Here is a 22601-nt window from a genome sequence, read left to right on the forward strand (position 1 = left end):
GCCCCTAGATCAGACCCTGCGCCAGCATCGCGTCCGCCACCTTGACGAAGCCGCCGATGTTCGCGCCCAGCACATAGTTTCCGGGCTCACCGTACTCATCCGCGGTGGAGGCGCAGCGGTGGTGGATTCCCACCATGATGTCCGTGAGCCGCTGTTCCGTGTGCTCGAAGGACCAGGAGTCGCGGCTCGCGTTCTGCTGCATCTCCAGGGCCGACGTGGCCACACCGCCCGCGTTGGCGGCCTTGCCCGGCCCGAACAGCACGCCCGACTCCTGGAACACTGCCACGGCGTCCCGGGTGGAGGGCATGTTGGCGCCTTCGCCGACGGCGAGCAGTCCGTTGCGGACCAGCCGGGCGGCAGCATCGCCGTCGAGCTCGTTCTGCGTGGCGCACGGCAGTGCGACAGTGGCGTCAACGTCCCAGACGGAGCCGGCCTCCACGTAGGAAACGCCGGGACGGCGCAGAACGTAGTCCTTGAGGCGTCCGCGTTCCACCTCTTTGATCTGCCGGAGCAGCCCGACGTCGATCCCCGCCTCATCGACCACGTAGCCCGAGGAGTCAGAGCAGGCCACCACGTGGGCGCCGAGCGACTGGGCCTTCGCGATGGCATTGATGGCCACGTTGCCGGAGCCGGAAACCACCACGCGCTGCCCGTCGAAGGATGAGCCCCGCGTCTTGAGCATCTCTTCAGTGAAGATCACGGTGCCGAAGCCGGTGGCCTCGGGCCGGACCAGCGAACCTCCCCAGGAGATGCCCTTGCCGGTCAGGACGCCCGATTCGTAGCGGTTGGTGATGCGTTTGTACTGGCCGAAGAGATAACCGATTTCGCGGCCGCCCACGCCGATGTCTCCGGCCGGCACGTCGGTGTACTCGCCGATGTGGCGGTAGAGCTCCGTCATGAACGACTGGCAAAACCGCATGACTTCGGCATCGCTGCGGCCCCGGGGGTCGAAGTCGGAACCGCCCTTGCCGCCGCCGATCGGCATGCCGGTGAGGGCATTCTTGAAGATCTGCTCGAAGCCGAGGAATTTCACGATCCCGAGGTAAACGGAGGGATGGAACCGGAGGCCGCCTTTGTAGGGGCCGAGCGCCGAGTTGAACTCCACGCGGAAGCCGCGGTTGATCTGCACCCGGCCGGAGTCATCCGCCCACGGCACCCGGAAGATGATCTGGCGTTCGGGCTCGCAGAGCCGCTCCAGGATGGCGGCTTCAAGGAACTCGGGGTGCCGGTCATGGACCGGGCCGAGGCTTTCGAACACCTCGGTCACCGCCCGGTGGAACTCGGCTTCGCCCGGATTCCGCGCCAGCACCGTGTCCCTGACAGCCTCCAGCCGTGCATCCATGAATAGTCCTATCTTCGGCTCTTCGCGGCCGGGGGGTGTGCGGCCCGCCGTCCCATAGTTGAGCTTTCAACCTAACCGATTAAGACCACGGCCGGATAGGCGGCCCGGATATCATGCCTTATTCTCCGTATTGTGACAGTCAAATTCCACATTACGAGAGATCCGTTTCCAATGTCTTTCCCAGGGAAGGCCCGCTGATGGCATATGTCTGCCTCCTCCTCTCGGGCGCCGCGCTGCTGGTCAACGGGCTCGCCACCCTGGGAGTGCTTCCCCGCCGGGACGCAGCCGTCCTGAGCCTGGTCATCGGCAGCCTTCAGCTGATCCTCGGCGTCACATATCTGGGCGTCACGTATGTGGGCGTTGCGCCTCCGGGCGTTACAGCTCCGGGCGGTGCGGCCCCGGAGCCCGACGGCGGCGTGCAGCTGCTGCTTTCAGCGTCCGGCATGTTCCTGTTCGGCCTGACCTACGTATACTCCGGCCTGGATTTCCTGCTGGGGCTGGGGTCCAGGGGCCTTGGCTGGTTCTGCGGCATGGTGGCCGGCTGCGGCCTCCTGCTCGCCGCGGCCTGGTTCCCTGGGGACCCGCTGCTGGCGATGCTGTGGCTCTGCTGGTCCTACCTGTGGATGCTGTTCTTCTTCTCGCTCGCGCTCGGCCATGGCGGGCTGTCGCCGCTGATCGGCTGGTCCCTGGTCCTGGCCAGCCAGGCGACAGCAACGGTGCCCGCCCTGCTCGGGATCACCGGGCAATGGCCCGGTGATCCCGCAGTGGCCGGCGGAGCCGCGGCGTGCATCGCCGCGCTGCTCTTGCTCGCCGCGGGCCTCGCCAGACGGGACTGCCGCAGGGACGCCCGGCGGGACGGCGGGACGGACGGCCAGCCCGCCGTCGTCGTCCCTGGCGAACCGTTAGGGACGACACGCCGTTAGTTGCCGCTGACAGCAGCCTCGTCGGTGAACGGGCGCCCTGAGGTGCCGGCCCTTTTCTCCACCGCGATTTCCGCCGCCACTCCGGCCACAAACATCACGGGGACTGCTACGAGCAGCCCGACGGCCGTTTCGGCGCTGCCGCCGATCAGGGAGGTGAAGTTGCTGACCACCAGGTACAGGACCCAAGCCAGCAGCAGCGAGGCAAGGGCCGGGGCAATGAGGGTCTGCCAGAGCTGCCCGGACACCCGTTCGCGGCGGAAAAACGCGACGACGGCAAGGGAGCACAGCATGTAGAGCACCAGCAGTGCCGCCACCGCGAGTCCGCTGAACCACGAGAAGAGCGTCAGCACAGGGTCCATTCCCAGGACGGCGAACGGGCCCACGAGCAGCACGGCGACGGTTGTCTGCACCCAGGCCGCGGATGCAGGGGCGCGGTGCTTGTTGGTCCGTGCCAGGGCAGCGGGAAGGGATCCGCGCAGGGCCAGCGAGTGGAGGTAGCGGTTGATGCCGTTGTGGAAGGCGATGATGCCTGCCAGGAGCGAGGTCACCAGAAGGATCCCGGCGGTCACACCGGCCCAGGGGCCGAACAGTTCGACGAGCGGGCCGATGACGAAGGAGGTGGCGTCTCCCGACTCGAGGGCGGCTCCGGCGGCGTCGATGACGTGCGAGGGTCCGTAGAAGCTCACCAGCATCCAGGTGATGAAGGCGAAGAACACTGCGATGATGCCCACTGACAGGTAGGTTGCCCGCGCCACAGTCCGGTGGGGATCCTTGGCCTCGGCGGAGTAGATGGCCGTTGACTCGAAGCCGAACATGGAGGCAACGGCAAACATGATGGCAACGCCGGGGGCGCCGCTGGCGATCGCTTCAGGGGAGAAGGAGGCCGCAATGTTGAGGCCTTCGGGGCCGCCGCCCTTCAGCAGGACGGTGAATCCAAACAGCAGCAGGATCGCGACCTCCAGGCCCACGAGGAATGCCAGGACGCGGGCGCCGAGTTCGATGTTCTTCGATCCAAGCACCTGCACGCCTGCCATCGTGGCAATGGCCAGCAGCCACCAGGGAACGGCCACGCCGGCGGAACCCAGCAGGCCGGAGAAGGCCGCACCATAGAGCCCGTACATGGCTGCCTGCACGGTGCTGTACGCAAGCAGTGCCAGCCAGGCGGCTCCGGTGCCTGTCTTTCGGCCGAAGGCGGCGGAGATGTAGGCGTAGAAGGCGCCGCTGGCCTGTACCTTCCGGCTCATGGCCACGAAGCCGACGGCGAAGATGACGATGACGATGCCCACGACGAGGTATGCGCCCGGCGCCCCGGCGCCATTGCCGAGGGCAGCAGCCAGGGGCGCTGCGCCGACGATGCCGGTCAGCGGGGCCTGGGCCGAAAGAACGAAAAAGAGAATGCCCAGCACGCCGATACTGCCCGCGCGGAGGGCTGTGGACTGCTCCTTGGGCGGATTTGCTTCTGCAGTCCGGGACTCGGAATTTGAAATACTCATTGGATCCTTCTTAACGGTCATGAGCGTTGGAGAGGGGTGCCGGCAATGGCCTCGCACCGCTAAATCCAGCTTGGCAGTCCCGGTCGGACAGGGCTTGTCTGGCAGCGATCAGTTGTTGTGCCTCAGCGCACTGGTCGAGGCTGGCGGAGCCAAAAATGAAACAGCCGGGGAGGCCTTTGCGCTCCCCGGCTATTTCGTTTCTCAGGCGTGGTGGCTTACCAGTCCGCGGCGGGCCGGGAGCAGGGGCGCAAAAAACTCCCCCAGCTCCGCCGTCGCGGTCAGCGGCAGGACGTTCGCCACGTACTGGTCCGGACGGACCACCACCACGACGCCGCCGCGGTCCAGGCCGCGCAGTTCGAAGATGTCGGCCTTCGGGTCGGTGCCGTAGACCTTCTCGAGGTTGGTGAGGTTGAACGGCCCGACCTCCGGCTTGAACACGGCCGGAACCGCGTTGATGTCGATGCCCCGGTGGTCCTGCTGGTAGATGACCTTCACGTCGAACCAGGCGTCGGCGTCGGCACCCTCGGGCGTGGCCGCAAGCGGGGACTCCGGCGAGTTCTCCAGCCACTGGGCGAAGTCGGTGGTCGGCGACGCGGCGCCGGCCTCGGCGGCGTCGGCGAACACGTAGATCCGCCAGCGCCCGTCCGCCGTTGCCTGGTGCCCCAGCTGCAGCGGGTTGGTGTCGCAGACGCGCTGGACGGGAGCGGACTTGAAGCGCTTGCCGGTGGGGAATCCCGTGGCAAGGCCTGCGTGCTTGGCCTCGGCGACGATCATCGACGGCGCGTACTCGGTCATGAAGCCCGCCGGGAATTCGGCGGTGCGCACGTAGAAGTCCTCGAGTTCCGAGGGGTCCTCGAACTCCTCGGGCTTCTTGGCCATGAGGGTGGACCATTCCTTGTCGAAGTCGATGAGGTTCTTCGCGACGACCTGGCGTTCCGCGGAGTAGGTGGCGAGCAGCGACTCCGGGCTGCGGCCTTCGAGTACGTGGCCGAGCTTCCAGCCGATGTTGAAGCCGTCCTGCATGGACACGTTCATGCCCTGGCCGGCCTTGGCGCTGTGCGTATGGCAGGCGTCGCCGGTGATGAACACGCGCGGCATGCGGGTGTCCCGCAGCTCCGGCATGACGTCATCGAACCTGTCGGTGAGGCGGTGGCCCACCTCGTACACGCTGTGCCAGGCGACATTGCGCACATCGAGGGTGTAGGGCTGCAGGATCTGGTTCGCGTGGGCGATGATCTGCTCGATGGTGGTCTTGCGGATCGCGCCGTTATCGTTCTCCGGCACGACGCCCAGGTCCACGTACATCCGGAACAGGTGGCCGCCCTCGCGCGGGATCAGCAGGATGCTGCCGCCGTCGTGGGATTGGATGGCGCACTTGGTGCGGATGTCCGGGAAGTCGGTGGAGGCGAGGACGTCCATGACGCCCCAGGCGTGGTTGGCCTGGTCGCCGGCGAGCGTGCAGCCGATCGATTCGCGGACCTTGCTGCGGGCACCGTCGGCACCCACCACGTACTTGGCGCGCACAACGCGTTCCTGGCCTGCCAGTTCGCCGGTGGTGCGCACCAGGGTCACGGTGACGGGGTACTCCCCCGAATCAGCGACCTCGAGGCTGCTGAACTCGTAGCCGTAGTCGGGGGTCATCCGGGTCGGGGAAAAGGCCATGACCCGGGCGAAGTAGTCCAGCACACGGGCCTGGTTGACGATCAGGTGCGGGAATTCGCTGATGCCCATTTCGTCGTCGACCGCGCGGGCGGCGCGGTAGATGTGCTTCGGGTTCTCCGGGCTCGGCTTCCAGAACGCCATCTCGGTGATCCGGTAGGCCTCCGCGGTGATCTCCTCGGCGAAGCCGAAGGCCTGGAACGTCTCGACGCTGCGGGCCTGGATGCCATCGGCCTGGCCGATGGCGAGGCGGCCGCCGCGGCGCTCCACGATGCGTGTGGTGATGTCAGGGAACTGCGAGAGCTGGGCTGCTGCGAGCATGCCCGCGGGGCCGGAGCCCACGATGAGCACGTCGACCTCGTCGGGCAGCTCTTCGGGGCGGTTGATGCCGACGCCGGCAGCCGGCTGGATGCGCGGGTCACCGGAAACGTAACCGTGGTGGTGGAACTGCACGGGCTTTCCTCACTTCACTGTGTGGCTGGCTTTCGCCAAATCGTGTGTTCTATATCAGAACAGATGGTTCGATAATAGAAATTGTGGTTATGCTTCAGTACTGTACGTCACATATGACCCGGGTTACAAGCAGCTCGGTTTCGCCGAAATACAGGGGTTGACGAAGTAGCCGAAGACGGTCCAGTATGTTTCGTATACGATTTCGTACCCGATGAGGAGAACGCTTTGGAGCAGGTCAACGACGACACCTTTGCAGCAGCACGCAAGGTGATCGCGGTGCACATTAACTACCCCAGCCGTGCCGCCCAGCGGGGCCGGACCCCGGCGCAGCCCTCCTACTTCCTGAAGCCGTCGTCGTCGCTGGCCCTGACCGGCACCGCCGTCGAACGCCCGGCCGGCTGCGAACTCCTCGGCTTTGAGGGCGAGATCGCCATCATCATCGGCAAGGCCGCCCGCCGCGTCGAGGTCGAGGACGCCTGGGGCCACGTCGCAGCGGTCACGGCCAGCAACGACCTCGGCGTGTACGACCTCCGCTACGCGGACAAGGGTTCCAACCTCCGGTCCAAGGGCGGGGACGGCTTCACCCCGGTGGGCCCGGCGCTGATCCCGGCAGACGCCGTCGACCCCGCCAAGCTGCGCATTCGCACCTGGCACAACGGGGAACTGGTGCAGGACGACACCACCGAAGACCTGCTCTTCCCCTTCGCCCGGCTCGTGGCCGACCTGTCCCAGCTGCTCACGCTCGAGGAGGGGGACATCATCCTGACCGGCACACCGGCTGGCGCCTCCGTCGCCGTGCCCGGCGACGTGCTGGAGGTCGAAGTCACTGCCGCCGACGGCGGGCTGAGCACCGGCCGCCTCACCACCACAGTCAAGGAAGGCACGACGGCGTTCGCTGACTTTGGTGCCCGGCCCAAGGCCGATGACCTGCAGCGCGAGGAAGCCTACGGATCGCGGGAAGCGGCAGGCCTGCCGGCCGCCGGCTCTGCCCTGAGCCCGGAGCTGAAGGCCAAGCTTGAAAGCGTCTGCACCGCCACGCTGTCCTCCCAGCTGCGCAAGCGCGGCCTTAACAACGTCAGCATCGACGGCCTGCAGGCCACCCGCCCGGACCGCAGGGTGGTGGGCCTGGCCCGGACCCTGCGCTACGTGCCCAACCGTGAGGACCTCTTCAAGACCCACGGCGGCGGCTTCAACGCGCAGAAACGGGCCATCGACTCCGTGAACGAGGGCGAAATCCTGGTCATGGAGGCCCGCGGCGAGAAGGGCACCGGCACCATCGGCGACATCCTGGCCCTGCGCGCCCAGGTCCGCGGCGCCGCCGCCATCATCACCGACGGCGGAGTCCGCGACTTCTCTGCCGTGGCCGCCATGGAGCTGCCCACCTACTACTCCAACCCGCACCCCGCCGTGCTGGGCCGCCGCCACATCCCGTGGGACACGGACATCACCATCGCCTGCGGCGGCACCACGGTACAGCCCGGCGACATCATCGTGGCCGACTCCGACGGCATCCTGGTGATCCCGCCGGCCCTGGCCGAGGAAGTCGCCAACGACTCGATCGCCCAGGAACGCGAAGAGATCTTCATTGCCGAAATGGTGGAACAGGGCCACAGCGTGGACGGGCTCTACCCGCTCAACGCGCAGTGGCGAGCCAAATATGAGGAATGGGAAGCAGACAAGGCCAATGACTGAAACAGTCACCGCCCCCGCGAGCATTTCTGACGCCACCGCCGGCAGCAAGTCCGAGCAGGCCTACCAGGCCATCAAGGCGCGGATCGTGGAAGGCACCTACACCCCGGGTTACCGGCTGGTCCTGGCTGCCATCGCCAAGGACCTCGGCTTCAGCGTGGTCCCGGTCCGCGAAGCGATCCGCCGGCTCGAGGCCGAGGGCCTGGTGAAATTTGAACGCAACGTCGGAGCCACCGTGGCAGGCATCGACCCCACCGAGTACCTCTACACGATGCAGACCCTGAGCATCGTCGAAGGCGCCGCCACGGCGCTGTCCGCCCCGCTGGTCGGCGAGGCGGATATTGCCCGGGCCCGCGCCGTGAACGCCGAGATGCGCGAATGCCTGCAGCACTTCGACCCCGTCCGTTTCACCCGCCTCAACCAGGACTTCCACAGCGTCCTGTTCGAGCACTGCCCCAACCCGCACATCCTGGATCTTGTCCACCGCGGCTGGAACCGGCTGGCATCACTGCGGTCCTCAACGTTCCGCTTTGTTCCCGGCCGGGCCCACGAATCCGTGGACGAACACGAGGCCCTGCTGAAGCTCATTGAATCCGGCGCCGACGCCGACACCATCGAAAAAGCAGCACGGCTCCACCGCAGCGCCACCCTGGACGCCTACCTCTCCCAAACCAAGCACTAGTTAGGACTTCAACGATGACGACTCCTGTAGAAACAGCAGCAAAGCACTATGTTCCCGAGGACCTGCCCACCCATATCCAGCACTTCATCAACGGCAAGTTCGTTGATTCCGTGGGCGGGAAGACCTTTGACGTCCTGGACCCGGTCTCCAACCAGAACTACGCCACCGCCGCGGCCGGCCAGAAGGAAGACATCGACCTGGCCGTCGCCGCGGCCCGTGAGGCGTTCACCAGCGGCCCGTGGCCGAAGATGAAGCCCCGCGAGCGTGCCAAGGTCCTGAACCGGATCGCCGACGCCGTCGAGGCGCAGGAAGCCCGGCTCGCCGAGCTGGAGACCTTCGACACCGGCCTGCCGATCACCCAAGCCAAGGGCCAGGCGCTGCGCGCGGCGGAGAACTTCCGCTTCTTCGCGGACCTGATCGTGGCCCAGTTCGACGACGCCATGAAGGTCCCCGGCTCGCAGATCAACTACGTGAACCGCAAGCCGATCGGCGTGGCCGGCCTCATCACCCCGTGGAACACCCCGTTCATGCTCGAGTCCTGGAAGCTCGCCCCGGCCCTGGCCACCGGCAACACCGTGGTCCTCAAGCCGGCCGAGTTCACCCCGCTTTCCGCATCGCTGTGGGCCACCATCTTCAAGGAGGCAGGCCTGCCGGACGGCGTGTTCAACCTGGTCAACGGCCTGGGCGAGGAAGCCGGCGACGCCCTGGTCAAGCACCCGGACGTCCCGCTGATCTCCTTCACCGGCGAGACCACCACCGGCCAGACGATCTTCCGCAACGCCGCCGCCAACCTCAAGGGCCTGTCCATGGAACTCGGCGGCAAGTCCCCCTGCGTGGTGTTCGCCGACGCCGACCTGGACGCCGCGATCGACTCCGCCCTGTTCGGCGTCTTCTCCCTCAACGGCGAACGCTGCACCGCCGGCTCCCGCATCCTGGTCGAACGCGCCATCTACGACGAGTTCTGCGAGAAGTACGCCGCCCGCGCCAAGAACATCGTGGTCGGCGATCCCCACGATCCCAAGACGCAGGTGGGTGCCCTGGTCCACCCGGAGCACTACGAGAAGGTGGCCTCCTACGTGGAGATCGGCAAGTCCGAAGGCCGGCTGCTGGCCGGCGGCGGACGGCCGGAAGGCCTGCCGGAGGGCAACTACATCGCCCCTACCGTCTTCGCCGACGTCTCCCCCGACGCCCGGATCTTCCAGGAGGAGATCTTTGGTCCCGTCGTCGCCATTACCCCGTTTGAGAACGACGACGAGGCCCTCGCCCTGGCCAACAACACCAAGTACGGCCTGGCGGCCTACATCTGGACCCAGAACCTGACCCGGGCCCACAACTTCTCCCAGAACGTCGAGGCAGGCATGGTGTGGCTGAACAGCCACAACGTCCGCGACCTCCGCACCCCGTTCGGCGGTGTCAAGGCCTCGGGCCTGGGCCACGAGGGCGGCTACCGCTCCATCGATTTCTACACCGACCAGCAGGCCGTGCACATCACGCTCGGCGCTGTCCACACCCCCAAATTCGGCGCCTAAGCCGCGCCAGCCCAACTAGCTCGCATTTGTTGTCGTTTTGAAGCTCCAAAACGACATCTACTGCGAGTCAGTTGGGGAAGACCCCTTTCAAAGAAGAGAGAACATCATGACCAACTTCGTTCCCACCCCCACCGTCCCGGCACCGGATATCGTCCGCTGCGCCTACATGGAGATCGTAGTCACGGACCTCGCCAAGTCGCGCGAGTTCTACGTGGACGTCCTGGGCCTGCACGTCACCGAAGAGGACGAGACCACCATCTACCTCCGCTCCCTGGAGGAGTTCATCCACCACAACCTGGTGCTCCGCCAGGGCCCCATCGCCGCCGTCGCGGCCTTCGCCTACCGGGTGAAGTCCCCCGCCGAGGTGGACGCCGCCGAGGCGTACTACAGGGAACTGGGCTGCCGCACCGAACGCCGCAAGGAAGGCTTCACCAAGGGCATCGGTGACTCCGTCCGCGTCGAGGACCCGCTGGGCTTCCCGTACGAGTTCTTCTACGAGACCGAGCACGTGGAGCGCCTCACCCAGCGCTACGACCTGTACTCCGCCGGTGAACTGGTGCGCCTGGACCACTTCAACCAGGTCACCCCGGACGTTCCCCGCGGCCGCGCCTACCTGGAGGACCTCGGCTTCCGCGTCTCCGAAGACATCAAGGATGCCGACGGTGTCACTTACGCCGCCTGGATGCACCGCAAGCAGACCGTCCACGACACCGCCCTGACCGGCGGCAACGGCCCGCGCATGCACCACGTCGCGTTCGCCACGCACGAGAAGCACAACATCATCCAGATCTGCGACAAGATGGGCGCCCTGCGCATCAGCGACCGGATCGAACGCGGCCCCGGCCGGCACGGCGTGTCCAACGCCTTCTACCTCTACATCCTGGACCCGGACGGCCACCGCATCGAGATCTACACCCAGGACTACTACACCGGCGACCCGGACAACCCCACCGTCACCTGGGACGTCCACGACAACCAGCGCCGCGACTGGTGGGGCAACCCCGTCGTCCCGTCCTGGTACACCGAGGCCTCCCTGGTCCTGGACCTGGACGGCAACCCCCAGCCCGTCATCGAACGCGAGGAAAAGTCCGAAATGGCCGTGACCGTGGGCGCCGACGGCTTCTCCTACACCCGCAAGGACGGGACGTCTTCTGCCGCAGGCACCGACGCAGTGGGCTTCAAGCTGGGAGCCCAGGTCTAAACGATGCTGGACGCGAAGACGATCGAGGCCATCGCGGATGAGCTGGTCGAAGCCGGCCGGACCCGCACCCCCGTGCCCCGCCTGACTGCCCGCTACCCGGACATGACGGTGGAGGACTCCTACGCGGTGCAGCAGCTGTGGCGGCGCCGGAACGAGGACGCCGGCCGGGACCCTGGTGGGGCGCAAGATCGGCCTCACGTCCAAGGCCATGCAGGCCGCCACCGGCATCACCGAACCCGATTACGGTGCGATCTTCGATGACATGGTCCTGGAAACCGGCTGCTCGGTTTCGTGGGACAGGTACACCCACCCGCGGGTGGAGGTGGAGCTGGCGTTCGTGCTGAAGGACGGGCTCAAAGGCCCCGGCTGCACCATCTTCGACGTCCTGAACGCCACCGACTACGTGGTTCCGGCCCTCGAAATCCTGGATTCCAGGATCGAGATGGAGGGCCGGACCATCGTGGACACCATCTCCGACAACGCGGCCATGGGCGCCATGGTGGTCGGCGGGCGCCCGGTGAAACCGGACGCCGTGGACCTCCGTTGGGTCTCCGCGATCCTCTACAAGAACCAGACCGTGGAGGAAACCGGCGTGGCCGCAGGCGTACTGGACCACCCCGCCAACGGCGTGCACTGGCTGGCCAACAAGATCGCCGCGCACGGGGACTCCATGAAGGCCGGCGACATCATCCTCGCCGGCTCCTTCACCCGCCCGCTCTGGGTCTACAAGGGCGACACAGTCCACGCCGACTACGGACCCCTGGGAGCCGTGACATGCCGCTTCGAATAGAAGACACCTTCCGGTCCGCGCTGCGCAATCAAAACGGTAAAGCGGGCCGGCCGCTGGCCGGGATGTGGGTCTGTTCCGGCAGCCCGCTCATCGCCGAACTCTGCGCCGGGTCCGGCCTGGACTGGCTCCTGGTGGACGCCGAGCACAGCCCCAACGGGCTCGAATCCATCCTCGCCCAGCTCCAGGCCATCCACGGCTACCCGGTCCACACCCTGGTCCGGCCACCCGTGAACGACACAGTGGTGATCAAGCAGTACCTGGACCTCGGCGTGCAGAACCTCCTGGTCCCGATGGTCAACTCCGTGGCCGAAGCCGAAGCCGCCGTGGCCGCCACCCGCTACCCGCCGCACGGTGTGCGCGGGGTCGGTTCCGCGCTGGCCCGGGCCGCCCGGTGGAACCGGGTCCCGGACTACCTCGCCCGGGCCTCGGAAACCGTCAGCGTCACCGTCCAGGTCGAATCAACGTCTGCCGTTGAAGCGGTGGAGGACATCCTGAAGGTCGACGGCGTGGACGCGATCTTCGTCGGCCCCTCCGACCTCGCCGCCTCCATGGGGCTGCTGGGACAGCAGGAACACCCCGAGGTGCGCGCCGCCGTCGAACACTGCCTCGCCGCCGCCAAAGCGGCAGGCAAACCCGCCGGCGTCAACGCGTTCAACCCCGCCACCGCCCGCCACTACCTGGCGGCCGGCGCCGACTTCATCCTGGTCGGCGCCGACGTCGCCCTTCTGGCACGGGGCTCCGAAGCACTCGCCGCAGAGTACATCACGCCCGCCGGCGACACCCCGGCCTCCTACTAGCCCAACTGACTCGCAGTTGTTGTCGTTTTGACGCCTGAAAACGACAACAACTGCCAGTCACTTGGGCCCCAGATACTTCACTCCCGAGGAGACTTCCGCATGACCACTTCGCCCGCACTCTCCCCTGCCCTCTCAACGGCCTCCGTCTCTCCCGAACGCGAGGCCGCGCTCCTCGCGTCCGTGCCCACCGGCCTGCTCATCGGCGGCCAGTGGCGGGACGCGTCCGACGGCGGCACGTTCGACGTCCACGACCCCGCCACCGGGGAGGTCCTCGCCACCCTCGCCTCGGCCACCAGCGAAGACGCCCTCGCCGCGCTCGACGCGGCGGATGAAGTCCAGGCCTCCTGGGCACGGACCGCGCCCCGGGTGCGGGCGGAGATCCTGCGCCGGGCTTTCGATCTGGTCACCGAACGCGCCGAAGACTTCGCGCTGCTGATGACGCTGGAAATGGGCAAGCCGCTGGCCGAGGCCCGCGGCGAAGTCACCTACGGGGCCGAGTTCCTGCGCTGGTTCTCCGAGGAAACCGTCCGCGACTACGGCCGCTACCTCACCACGCCCGAGGGCAAAAACAAGATCCTCGTCCAGCACAAACCCGTCGGCCCGTGCCTGCTCATCACCCCGTGGAACTTCCCCCTCGCCATGGCCACCCGCAAGGTCGCCCCCGCCGTCGCTGCCGGGTGCACCATGGTCCTCAAACCCGCCAAACTCACCCCGCTCACCGCCCAGTACTTCGCCCAGACCATGCTCGACGCCGGCCTTCCCGCCGGCGTCCTCAACGTCGTCCCTTCCTCATCCGCGTCCGGGATCTCCGGGCCGCTGCTGCAGGACTCACGGCTGCGGAAGGTCTCCTTCACCGGCTCCACCCCCGTCGGCAAACGCCTGATGGCCGACGCCGCGCAGAACGTGCTCCGGACCTCCATGGAGCTCGGCGGCAACGCCCCGTTCATCGTGTTCGAGGACGCCGACGTCGACGCCGCCGTCGACGGGGCCATGGCCGCCAAAATGCGGAACATGGGCGAGGCCTGCACCGCCGCCAACCGCTTCCTCGTCCACGAATCCGTGGCGCAGGAGTTCACCGCCAAGTTCGCCGCAGCGATGCGTGCCCTGGCCACCGGCCGCGGCACCGAACCCGGCACCAACGTCGGCCCCCTCATCGACGGCGGAGCCCGCGATGACGTCCACGCCCTCGTCACCGCGGCTGTCGACGCCGGAGCCACCGCCGTCACCGGCGGATCACCCGTGGACGGACCCGGCTACTTCTACCAGCCCACAGTGCTGGGCAACGTGCCCAACGACGCCGCGATCCTCGGCCAGGAGATCTTCGGACCCGTCGCACCCGTCACCACCTTCACCACCGAGGACGACGCCATCCGGCTGGCCAACGCCAGCGAGTACGGTCTCGCCTCCTACCTCTACAGCCGAGACTTCAACCGCCTCCTGCGCGTGGCCGAACAAATCGAATTCGGCATGGTCGGCTTCAACGCCGGCGTCATCTCCAACGCCGCCGCACCCTTCGGCGGCGTCAAACAATCAGGACTCGGCCGCGAAGGCGGCACCGAAGGCATCGCCGAATACACCACCACCCAGTACATCGGCATCGCCGACCCCTACTCGAACTGACACAGCGACGTGTCCACACAACGAGTGTCCACACAGCAAGGAAAAACATTGAGCACTGTCAAGCACGGACAGCGCGGCCCGGCAACGGATAACCGCCGGGTAGCGTTCGCCACCATCATCGGCACCACCGTCGAGTGGTACGACTTCTTCATCTACGCCAACGCCGCGGGCCTGGTGTTCGCGAAGCTGTTCTTCGAACCCGCCGGCGCCGACATCGGCATCCTGATTTCCTTCGCCTCGGTGGGACTCAGCTTCCTGTTCCGTCCGCTGGGCGCCTTCCTGGCCGGGCACTTCGGCGACCGCCTGGGCCGCCGTGCCATGCTGGTCATCACGCTGATCATGATGGGGGCGGCCACCACCCTCATCGGAGTGCTGCCGACCTTCGAGACGGCCGGTATTGCTGCGCCCGTCCTGCTGCTGCTCCTGCGCATCCTGCAGGGCATTTCGGCCGGCGGCGAATGGGGCGGGGCTGTCCTGATGGCCGTAGAGCACGCACCCCGCGGCAGGCGCGGCCTGTTCGGTGCCTTCCCGCAACTGGGCGTTCCGCTGGGCATGCTGCTGGCCTCCGGTGTGCTGGCCCTGATGTCCGGCGTGGTCTCCCCCGGTGCCGCCTTTGTGCAGTGGGGCTGGCGCATTCCGTTCCTGCTCAGCTTCGTCCTGATCGTCGTCGGCTTCATGGTCCGCCGCAGCGTGGAGGAAAGCCCGGTCTTCGAGGAGATCGCCCAAAAGAAGCAGCAGACCCGCGTCCCCATTGTCGAACTGTTCAGGAAGCACTGGCTGCTGGTCATCATCGCGGCCCTGGTCTTCGCCGGCAACAACGCCGCAGGCTACATGACCACCGGCGGCTACATCCTCAGCTACGCCGCCAATCCCGCCGGGCTCGCCATGGACCGCACGGAGGTACTCCTCGCCGTGACCGGCTCCGCCGCGCTGTGGTTTATCTTCACGCTGATCTCCGGCTACCTCGCGGACGGCATCGGCCGCAAGAAGACCTACCTCATCGGCTACGGCTGCCTCATCGTCACGGTGTTCCCGCTGTTCTGGCTCGTAAACACCGGGAACATCTGGGCGCTGTTCCTCGGACTCGCCCTGTTCACGGTGGGCCTCGGCCTGACCTACGGCCCGCAGGCAGCCCTCTACAGCGAACTGTTCCCGGCATCCATCAGGTTCTCCGGCGTAGCGATCTCCTACGCGCTCGGTGCCATCATCGGCGGCGCCTTCGCCCCGATGATCGCCACTGCCCTGGTCCAGGCCACAGGGACAACGGCCTCGGTGTCCGTCTACCTGCTCATCGTGGCCCTCGTTTCAACGGCCGCCGTCCTGGTGATCCGGGAACGCCAGGGGATCGACCTGGGCATCAACAACCAGGCCGAGCAGGAGGTCGGCGCCACCGTCTTCGACCGGCGCCGGGCGGACTCGGCCGACGCTGCCAAGGCGGCCGCCGGCGTGTAACCCTGCGCTTGCGCACACTCACACTTCCGGCTGGCCGGAGCTGCCCCCTGGGGTCCGCTCCGGCCAGTTGGATTTTTCCGGTCTTCGGCAGTTCGGGCAGGCAGTTCGCGCGGGCAGCTCAGCTCGGCAAGTTCGCGCAGGCAGTCCAGCCAGTCAGTTCGCCCCAAGTCAAGGGTTCTGCACCCAGAGACAAGCCAGCGGCCCCTCGTGCGGACAACACTTAGGTATGCCCGCCTCGCCGTCCGGCTGAGCGCACTTTCCTACTCGAAGTGGAGTACCTCTTGGAAACCTACGATGCCCTCCTCGCGTCCATCACCCCCGGCTCCGGCGAGACCCGGACTATTTTCGATCCGGCCACCGGCGGTGTCGTCGGCGAAGCCCCGGTCCATACCATTGAGGACCTCGAGACCGCGGTGGCCGCGGCCGCCGCCGCGCAGCCGGCCTGGGCCGCGCTGGGCCACGACGCCAGGTCAGCAGCGCTGCTCAAGGCCGCCGACGCCGTCGAACGCTCCGCCGAGGAACTCGCCCAGCTGCTCTCCCGCGAACAGGGCAAACCCCTCAACGGCCCCAACGCCCGCTTCGAGGTCGGCGCCTGCGCCGCCTGGCTCCGCGCCACCGCCGCCACCGAACTCACACCCGAAGTCATCGTGGACGACGGCGAAACCTACGCCGAACTCCACTACCAGCCCATCGGCGTCGTCGGCGCGATCGGCCCCTGGAACTGGCCCATGATGATCACCATCTGGCAAATCGCCCCCGCACTGCGCATGGGCAACACCGCCGTCGTCAAACCCTCCAAAATGACCCCGCTCTCCGTCCTGGCCCTGATCAAGGTCCTCAACGAAGAACTCCCCGACGGCGTCCTGACCGTCATCTCCGGCGACCGCGAAGTCGGCGCCCGCCTCGCCGAACACCCCGCCGTCGGCAAAATCATGTTCACCGGCTCCACCGCCGCCGGCAAAGCCATCATCAAATCCTCCGCCGACACCGTCAAACGCCTCACCCTGGAACTCGGCGGCAACGACGCCGGCATCGTCCTGCCCGACGCCGACCCCAAAACCATCGCCCAGGACCTGTTCTGGGGCGCCTTCATCAACACCGGCCAGACCTGCGCCGCCCTCAAACGCCTCTACGTCCACGACACCATCTACGACGCCGTCTGCGACGAACTCACCACCACCGCCAAAACCATGCCCATGGGCAACGGCCTGGACGAAAACAACGTCCTCGGCCCGCTCCAAAACAAAGCCCAGTACGACATCGTCGCCACCCTCGTCGACGCCGCCCGCGCCTCCGGCGCCCGCATCCTGCTCGGCGGCAACCCCGACCCCGACCAGCCCGGCTACTTCTACCCCACCACCCTCGTGGCCGACATCGACAACACCAACCCCCTCGTCACCGAAGAACAGTTCGGCCCCGCCCTGCCCATCATCCGCTACACCACCATCGACCAGGCCATCGACTACGCCAACGCCCTCGACGTCGGACTCGGCGCCTCCGTCTGGTCCCCCAACCTGACCGCAGCCCGCGAAGTCGCCAACCGCATCCAAGCCGGCACCGTCTGGATCAACAAACACGGCGCCGTGGACCCCCGCATCCCCTTCGGCGGCGCCAAACAATCCGGCTACGGCCTCGAATTCGGCGTCGAAGGCCTCAAACACCTCGGCATCCCCCAAATCATCAACGGCTAACCAACCGAAACACCGAAACCCAAGAGCCGCCGTCGCAACAACGCGACGGCGGCCCTTGCTGTTTTTCGGCTCCCGGGTCTGCTTGCCGGGTGGGTCACCGCGGTGCGTCACCGGGGCGTCGGGTTCCCGGTCCGCGGCGGCTCCGGCCATAGACTGAAGCCATGCCCCAGACCGGACTCGCCGCCAGCAGACGTTTCCTTCGCGGCCGGATCAGGACAGGAATGGTCAGGAGCCGGAACTCGCTCGTCCCGGCAATCCAGATGGCCGTCGGCGCGGTGGGAGCCTATGCCTTCGCCGAGTTCGTCCTCGGCCACACGGGGCCCCTCTTCGCGGCCACGTCTTCTTTGATCGCCCTGGGTTTCTCCCGCGATCTGCGTATGCGGCGCGTGATGGAGGTGGGCTTGGGCTGCACCCTCGGCATTGCCGTCGGCGACATGCTGCTTCACTGGCTCGGGGCGGGGATCTGGCAGGCCGCCGTCGTGCTTTTAACGTCCATCCTGCTGGCCCGTTTTCTGGACAGCGGCAATATCTTCACCACCCAACTGGCACTGCAGTCATTGCTGGTGGTGCTGCTGCCGGCGCCCTCCGGCGGCCCGTTCACGCGCAGCATCGACGCTGTGGTGGGCGGAGTGGTCGCGCTGCTGATCACCGTCCTGGCTCCCAAGGACCCGCGTCGGGAACCGCGCAAGGACGTCCAGAAGCTGCTTCATGAACTGGCCGAAGTACTGCGGGAATGCGCCGCGGCACTGATGGAGAGCGATTCCACCCGGGCGTGGCACGCCCTGGTCCGGGGCCGGAACAGCCAGCCGCTGGTGGACGCCATGCGGCACTCGCTGCGGGCCTCCGGCGAGGTGGCCACGCTGGCGCCCGCCTACCGGCGGCACCGGGACGAACTGGACCGGCTGGAGCAATCGCTGGAGTTCATTGACCTTGCCCTCCGCAACAGCCGCGTCTTTGCCCGCCGGCTCACCAGTTCCATCAACCATGCCGCGCTGTCCGACGAAGCCACCGAGAACATCGCAGAGGTCCTGCAGGAGACGGCAGCGGCGGTGGACGAGCTCTCGCTCGGCCTCGCCGAAGTGCAGGAGGGGGCCCGCCATGCCCACCTGCGCAGTGCGCGGCAGGACCTGGGCGATATCGCCGGCAGGCTGCACCCGCGGATGCTGAAGGTGCAGAAGCTCGAGGGCGAGACCGTGGTGATGCTGTTCCGGCCGCTCATGGTGGACCTGTTGGAAGCCGCCGGCATCGACTCCCACGAGGCCCGCGACCTCCTGCCCCCGCTGTAGGCGCAAATACTGTCGGACCCGCCGGATACTGTGGAGCAATGGCTACAAAGACTTCCCGGGTTTCCAAGGCACCGGGCTATAAGTGCGCGGAATGCGGCTGGACCACGGTCAAGTGGGTGGGCAGGTGCGGTGAGTGCCAGGCGTGGGGCACCGTTGAGGAAACCGGCGCCGCGGTAGCGCGTACGACGGCGGCCACCACCGTTCTGGAGCCCGCCCGCCCCATTGCCGAGGTTGACGCCACCACCGCCGCCTACCTGCCCACCGGCGTGGATGAACTCGACCGCGTGCTCGGCGGCGGCGTGGTGCCTGGCGCCGTCATCCTGCTCGCTGGCGAGCCCGGAGTGGGAAAGTCGACGCTGCTGCTGGACGTTGCCGCCAAGTTCGCCCGGACCGGGCAGAGCGTCCTGTATGTAACAGGCGAGGAATCCGCCGCCCAGGTGAAGCTGCGGGCCGAGCGGATCAGCGCCATCGCGGACACCCTCTACCTGTCCGCGGAAACCGACCTCGGCCAGGCGCTTGGCCAGGTGGAGAAGGTGGAGCCGAAGCTGCTGGTGGTGGACTCCGTGCAGACGCTCAGCAGCGCGGACGTGGAGGGCAGCGCCGGCGGTGTTTCCCAGGTCCGCGAGGTGGCCGCCTCGATCATTTCCGCGGCCAAGCGCCGGAACATGACCACGCTGCTGGTGGGCCACGTAACCAAGGACGGCTCCATCGCAGGTCCCCGCCTGCTGGAGCACCTGGTGGACGTGGTATGCCAGTTCGAGGGTGAGCGCCACTCCCGCCTGCGCCTGCTGCGGGCGGTCAAGAACCGCTACGGGCCCACCGATGACGTGGGCTGTTTCGACCTCACCGAGGACGGAATCCTGGGCCTCGCCGATCCGAGCGGGCTGTTCGTCACCCGCACCAAGGAGCCGGTATCCGGTACCTGCATCACCGTGACCATGGAGGGCCGCCGGCCGCTGCTGGCTGAGGTGCAGTCCCTTCTTGCGGAAACCCAGAACTCACAGCCGCGCCGGGCAACCAGCGGCCTGGACAGTTCGCGGGTGTCCATGCTGCTGGCTGTGCTGCAGCAGCGAGCCGGACGCCAGCTGCACAAGGACGATTCCTACGTCGCCACGGTGGGCGGCGTGAAGCTCAGCGAGCCGGCCACCGACCTCGCGATCGCGCTGGCCGTGGCGTCCGCGAAGGAGAAGAAACCGCTGCCGCAGCGCCTCATAGCATTCGGTGAGGTCGGTCTGGCCGGCGAAGTGCGTCCCGTGCCGGGAATCAACCAGCGCATCCAGGAGGCCCACCGGCTCGGCTTCACGCACGCCGTCGTTCCGGCGAGCCCCACCGGTCCCGGCCCGGTCCCGGCCGGCTTTACCGTCAGGGAGGTCGGACACCTGACCGAGGTCCTGGAACTGCTCATCGGCAAACCCTGAGCAGCCATTCAAAAGCGGCCGCACCGTCCCCTGGCCTTCCAGGGTGACGGTGCGGGCCGCTGCCTTGATGTACGGAGTGTTGGGGCTACTTCTTGACCGCCCGCGTGCGGGCCAGTGCAGTGGCACCCGCGGCGAGGCCAAGCAGACCCGCCACCAGCCCGATCCAGCCGAGGGCCTGGCTGCCGTTGGAGTCGGTGCCTTCCGATGCCGAGCCGGCCGGTGCGGCATCCGGCGTCGCGCTGGCGGACCCTTCAGCGGGCTCTGCAGCAGTGACCACGAACGACGGCGCCGGGTGGTGTTCCTCCGCGTCGGCCGGTGCTGAGGCTGCGGCAGAGGAAGCCCCCGCCGAGGGGCTTGCGGAGGAGGTGGCGGACGCGTGGTCGTGCCCGGCCTCGGCCGCGTCCGCCCAGTTGACGGTGGTTCCGTCGGTGTAGCCCTGGGCTGCGGGCAGCATCAGGGTGGTGCCTGCGGCCGGAAGCCGGCCGACGGACAGCGTGAAGGTCTGGAATTCGTTCTGCCCGATCTGGTGGGCGGCATCCGCGGTCCAGATCACGCTGGTGGGCGCCTTGGTGACCGTTGCGCCTGCAATGTCCACGGGCTTGGGCAGGGTGGTGGTGACCACCTGCGCCTTCCAGCCGTCCATCGGCTTCACGGAGACCGAGGTCAGCGGGGTGTCGGTGGGGAGTTTGACCTCCAGCCGGTTGGTCTTGGCCGTCTCGGACTCGTTGGGAACGCTGAAGGTCAGCTTGGTGAAGCCGCCCTCGGCGGTTGCGGAGGGGTCAACCGTGACGTGCGCGGAGGCTGCGGCGGCACCGGCGGCGAGAAGGCCGGCTGTGAGGGAGGCGGCTGCTGCGGTCTTGAGGGTACGGCGAATGGAGGTGTTCATGAGGGGGGTGCCTTTCAGGAAAATCAGTCAGGGGCCCATGCGCCGTCAAAGCGACAAAAAGCTTTGGCGTCATGGGCAGGTAGCTGCGGGCCGCCGTCGGACCCTGCCTGAAAAGCGGAACCGTCCGGAATGGAACGGCCCGTTCTGCAAAGCAAACCCGTTTAGGCGGCGAAAGGCACCGGCGGCCCGCGCCGGGTTGGCAGGCGCACGCCGGCCCTCGTCCGCGGGAGGACGGCCGGCACCGGCAAAGGCACGGGGACCCTCCCGGGACGGATTACGGCCGGTTCGGGCCGGCGGAAAAGCGGTTGCAGCCGCGAGGCAAGTGCTGCCAGAACGCGTTCCCCGCGGGCCAGCAGGGCTGCGGTGCACACCGTGGCAATGGCGTGCGCAACGAACATGGCGCCGTCGGATGCAGCGGTATGGACGCCTTCGGCCGCCGCGCCTACGAATGCCGGCCCCAAGGCTGCACCCGTGTGGCCGAGATGGGCCGGCAGCAGGGCAGCAGACCCCGGCGCCGCAGCATCCGCGCCGCCCAGGGCATCGAAGGCCCAGTGCAGCCAGAGCTGGCCGGCGCCCAGAAGACCGACCAGGGCCGGCCAGGAAAGCCGGAACCGGGTCAGTGCGGCGACGGGAACCAGAGTCACGGTGGACAGCGCCGCCAGGATGGCCGCGGCGGGAAGCTGGCCGCCGCCCGCGAGGTGCCCACCGGCGGCGAACCCGATAACGAGGGAGCCGATCAGCCCGGTGCGGAAAAGCCGGAACGAGACACGGGGCATCATCAGCGGTCCTTTCCACAAGATCGACGGGCGGTGCGGGCGTCACAGCAATTCTAACGGCAGCCCCCATCACGGCTCTTTGCCCATCCTTCCGGGACCACCATTTCGGGCCGCCCAGACCTGCAGCAAACGGGCAATGCCCAAGGTTTTCCCACGCTGCCGTGTTTACGGTCGGGGGTGTTACAGCAGCTCCGGGCCTGGTGGAGGGAGGCACCGATGGATCTCCGAGGTCCCCTGCGCCTCTTCCGCGCAGCGCTGGTTAGTTCGCTGGCGGTCTCCCTGGCCGTGGCCGGCCACGTGCTGGGTGGCGGGCAGCTTCCGGGCATCGCGACCCTTGCCGGATCTGCCGCAGTCCTGCTGGCCCCGGCCGCCTGGCTCGCCCGGCGGCAGCTGTCGTTCGCGACCCTGTTCGGTGTGCTCGGCGCCGGCCAGCTCATGCTGCACACGGCCTTCACAGCCCTCTCCCCCGGCGCTTCCTGCCTGCCCCAACTGCCGCTTTCCCGGTTGCCGCTGACGCAGTTGCCGTTGACGCAGTTGCCGCTGACCGGCAGTTTGGCGCACGGCGGGCACGCGGGCCTGAGCTGCTCGGCCGCAATGGAAAGCATGCCCGTGGGTGACGGCGCCGATTCACCCGCAATACTGGCAGGCCACCTCCTCGCCACGCTGGCCACCGCCTGGCTGCTGCGGAGCGGCGAGGCCGCCCTGTGGCAGCTCCTGGCCTGGCTCCGCCCGCTGGTACGGCTCCCCCGCCCCGCCGGGTTCACGCCCGCCACGCACCGCCCCGGGGCATGGCCCACAGTTGTCGTCCGGGCCCACCGCCGCAACCTGCGGCACGACACCCTTCGCGGTCCGCCCCTCACGGCTCTCCCGCGCACCATTCAGTAACCTTCCTGCCCAAGGCTGTTCAGCCTGCG

17 protein-coding genes and 1 pseudogene are annotated in these 22601 nt (G+C 67.6%); 13 read left to right on the forward strand and 5 right to left on the reverse strand.

Going from position 1 to position 22601, the window contains the following annotated elements; genetic code table 11:
* Positions 1-4: 4 nt before the first annotated feature.
* On the reverse strand, positions 5-1342 hold the full coding sequence (gene gdhA, locus ABIE00_RS21645) for an NADP-specific glutamate dehydrogenase (RefSeq protein WP_354262693.1): 1338 nt from the start codon (positions 1340-1342) through the stop codon (positions 5-7).
* Between the two features lie 197 nt (positions 1343-1539).
* Between gdhA and ABIE00_RS21650 the strand changes: the two genes are divergently transcribed.
* Positions 1540-2265 carry an AmiS/UreI family transporter gene (locus ABIE00_RS21650; RefSeq protein WP_354262694.1) on the forward strand — a complete coding sequence of 242 codons (726 nt, stop codon included), beginning with the start codon at positions 1540-1542 and terminating at the stop codon, positions 2263-2265.
* Here ABIE00_RS21650 and ABIE00_RS21655 read toward each other — a convergent pair.
* Together ABIE00_RS21655 and ABIE00_RS21660 are read right to left on the reverse strand one after the other, a co-directional pair.
* Positions 2262-3758, reverse strand: coding sequence for an APC family permease (locus ABIE00_RS21655; RefSeq protein WP_354262695.1), 1497 nt, complete (start codon positions 3756-3758; stop codon positions 2262-2264). The two genes, ABIE00_RS21650 and ABIE00_RS21655, sit on opposite strands and share 4 nt — an antisense overlap.
* A 201-nt stretch (positions 3759-3959) precedes the next feature.
* Positions 3960-5870 carry an FAD-binding monooxygenase gene (locus ABIE00_RS21660; protein WP_354262696.1) on the reverse strand — a complete coding sequence of 637 codons (1911 nt, stop codon included), beginning with the start codon at positions 5868-5870 and terminating at the stop codon, positions 3960-3962.
* A 225-nt stretch (positions 5871-6095) separates the two neighbouring features.
* Between ABIE00_RS21660 and ABIE00_RS21665 the strand changes: the two genes are divergently transcribed.
* From ABIE00_RS21665 to radA, 11 genes and pseudogenes are all read left to right on the forward strand, one after another.
* Positions 6096-7562, forward strand: coding sequence for a fumarylacetoacetate hydrolase family protein (locus ABIE00_RS21665; protein WP_354262697.1), 1467 nt, complete (start codon positions 6096-6098; stop codon positions 7560-7562).
* Positions 7555-8241 (forward strand): GntR family transcriptional regulator, encoded by a 687-nt coding sequence (locus ABIE00_RS21670; RefSeq protein ID WP_354262698.1) that lies wholly within the window; start codon positions 7555-7557, stop codon positions 8239-8241. Before ABIE00_RS21665 ends, ABIE00_RS21670 begins: the two co-directional genes overlap by 8 nt.
* Before the next feature lie 14 nt (positions 8242-8255).
* The gene (gene hpaE, locus ABIE00_RS21675) at positions 8256-9770 is read left to right on the forward strand and encodes a 5-carboxymethyl-2-hydroxymuconate semialdehyde dehydrogenase (RefSeq protein ID WP_354262700.1); all 1515 of its coding nucleotides are present in this window, start codon (positions 8256-8258) and stop codon (positions 9768-9770) included.
* Between the two features lie 106 nt (positions 9771-9876).
* Positions 9877-10971 carry a 3,4-dihydroxyphenylacetate 2,3-dioxygenase gene (hpaD, locus tag ABIE00_RS21680; protein ID WP_354262701.1) on the forward strand — a complete coding sequence of 365 codons (1095 nt, stop codon included), beginning with the start codon at positions 9877-9879 and terminating at the stop codon, positions 10969-10971.
* Positions 10972-10974: 3 nt separating this feature from the next.
* A pseudogene (gene hpaH, locus ABIE00_RS21685) lies at positions 10975-11761 on the forward strand (2-oxo-hept-4-ene-1,7-dioate hydratase).
* A complete protein-coding gene (locus tag ABIE00_RS21690) occupies positions 11746-12558 on the forward strand; it encodes an HpcH/HpaI aldolase family protein (RefSeq protein ID WP_354262702.1) in 813 nt (270 codons plus the stop codon). The pseudogene hpaH and the gene ABIE00_RS21690 overlap by 16 nt, the downstream one beginning before the upstream one ends.
* Before the next feature lie 99 nt (positions 12559-12657).
* Complete coding sequence (locus tag ABIE00_RS21695) at positions 12658-14178, forward strand: NAD-dependent succinate-semialdehyde dehydrogenase (RefSeq protein WP_354262703.1); 1521 nt, start codon at positions 12658-12660, stop codon at positions 14176-14178.
* A gap of 48 nt (positions 14179-14226) precedes the next feature.
* Positions 14227-15630 carry an MFS transporter gene (locus tag ABIE00_RS21700; RefSeq protein ID WP_354262704.1) on the forward strand — a complete coding sequence of 468 codons (1404 nt, stop codon included), beginning with the start codon at positions 14227-14229 and terminating at the stop codon, positions 15628-15630.
* 281 nt (positions 15631-15911) lie between these two features.
* The gene (locus ABIE00_RS21705; RefSeq protein WP_354262705.1) at positions 15912-17321 is read left to right on the forward strand and encodes an aldehyde dehydrogenase family protein; all 1410 of its coding nucleotides are present in this window, start codon (positions 15912-15914) and stop codon (positions 17319-17321) included.
* A gap of 161 nt (positions 17322-17482) precedes the next feature.
* Positions 17483-18607, forward strand: a complete 1125-nt coding sequence (locus tag ABIE00_RS21710; RefSeq protein WP_354262706.1) for an FUSC family protein — start codon at positions 17483-17485, stop codon at positions 18605-18607.
* Between the two features lie 38 nt (positions 18608-18645).
* Positions 18646-20025, forward strand: a complete 1380-nt coding sequence (radA, locus tag ABIE00_RS21715; protein ID WP_354262707.1) for a DNA repair protein RadA — start codon at positions 18646-18648, stop codon at positions 20023-20025.
* An 85-nt stretch (positions 20026-20110) separates the two neighbouring features.
* On the opposite strand, the gene ABIE00_RS21720 is transcribed toward radA, so the two are convergent.
* Both ABIE00_RS21720 and ABIE00_RS21725 read right to left on the reverse strand, forming a co-directional pair.
* Positions 20111-20911 carry a YcnI family copper-binding membrane protein gene (locus ABIE00_RS21720; RefSeq protein WP_354262708.1) on the reverse strand — a complete coding sequence of 267 codons (801 nt, stop codon included), beginning with the start codon at positions 20909-20911 and terminating at the stop codon, positions 20111-20113.
* A gap of 161 nt (positions 20912-21072) precedes the next feature.
* On the reverse strand, positions 21073-21690 hold the full coding sequence (locus ABIE00_RS21725; RefSeq protein WP_354262709.1) for a hypothetical protein: 618 nt from the start codon (positions 21688-21690) through the stop codon (positions 21073-21075).
* Between the two features lie 213 nt (positions 21691-21903).
* Here ABIE00_RS21725 and ABIE00_RS21730 point away from each other — a divergent pair, with 213 nt between their 5' ends.
* Positions 21904-22572 carry a hypothetical protein gene (locus ABIE00_RS21730; RefSeq protein WP_354262710.1) on the forward strand — a complete coding sequence of 223 codons (669 nt, stop codon included), beginning with the start codon at positions 21904-21906 and terminating at the stop codon, positions 22570-22572.
* Positions 22573-22601 lie beyond the last annotated feature (29 nt).

The sequence above is a fragment of the Arthrobacter sp. OAP107 genome (assembly GCF_040546765.1).
In the GTDB taxonomy this organism is placed as follows: Bacteria; Actinomycetota; Actinomycetes; order Actinomycetales; family Micrococcaceae; genus Arthrobacter.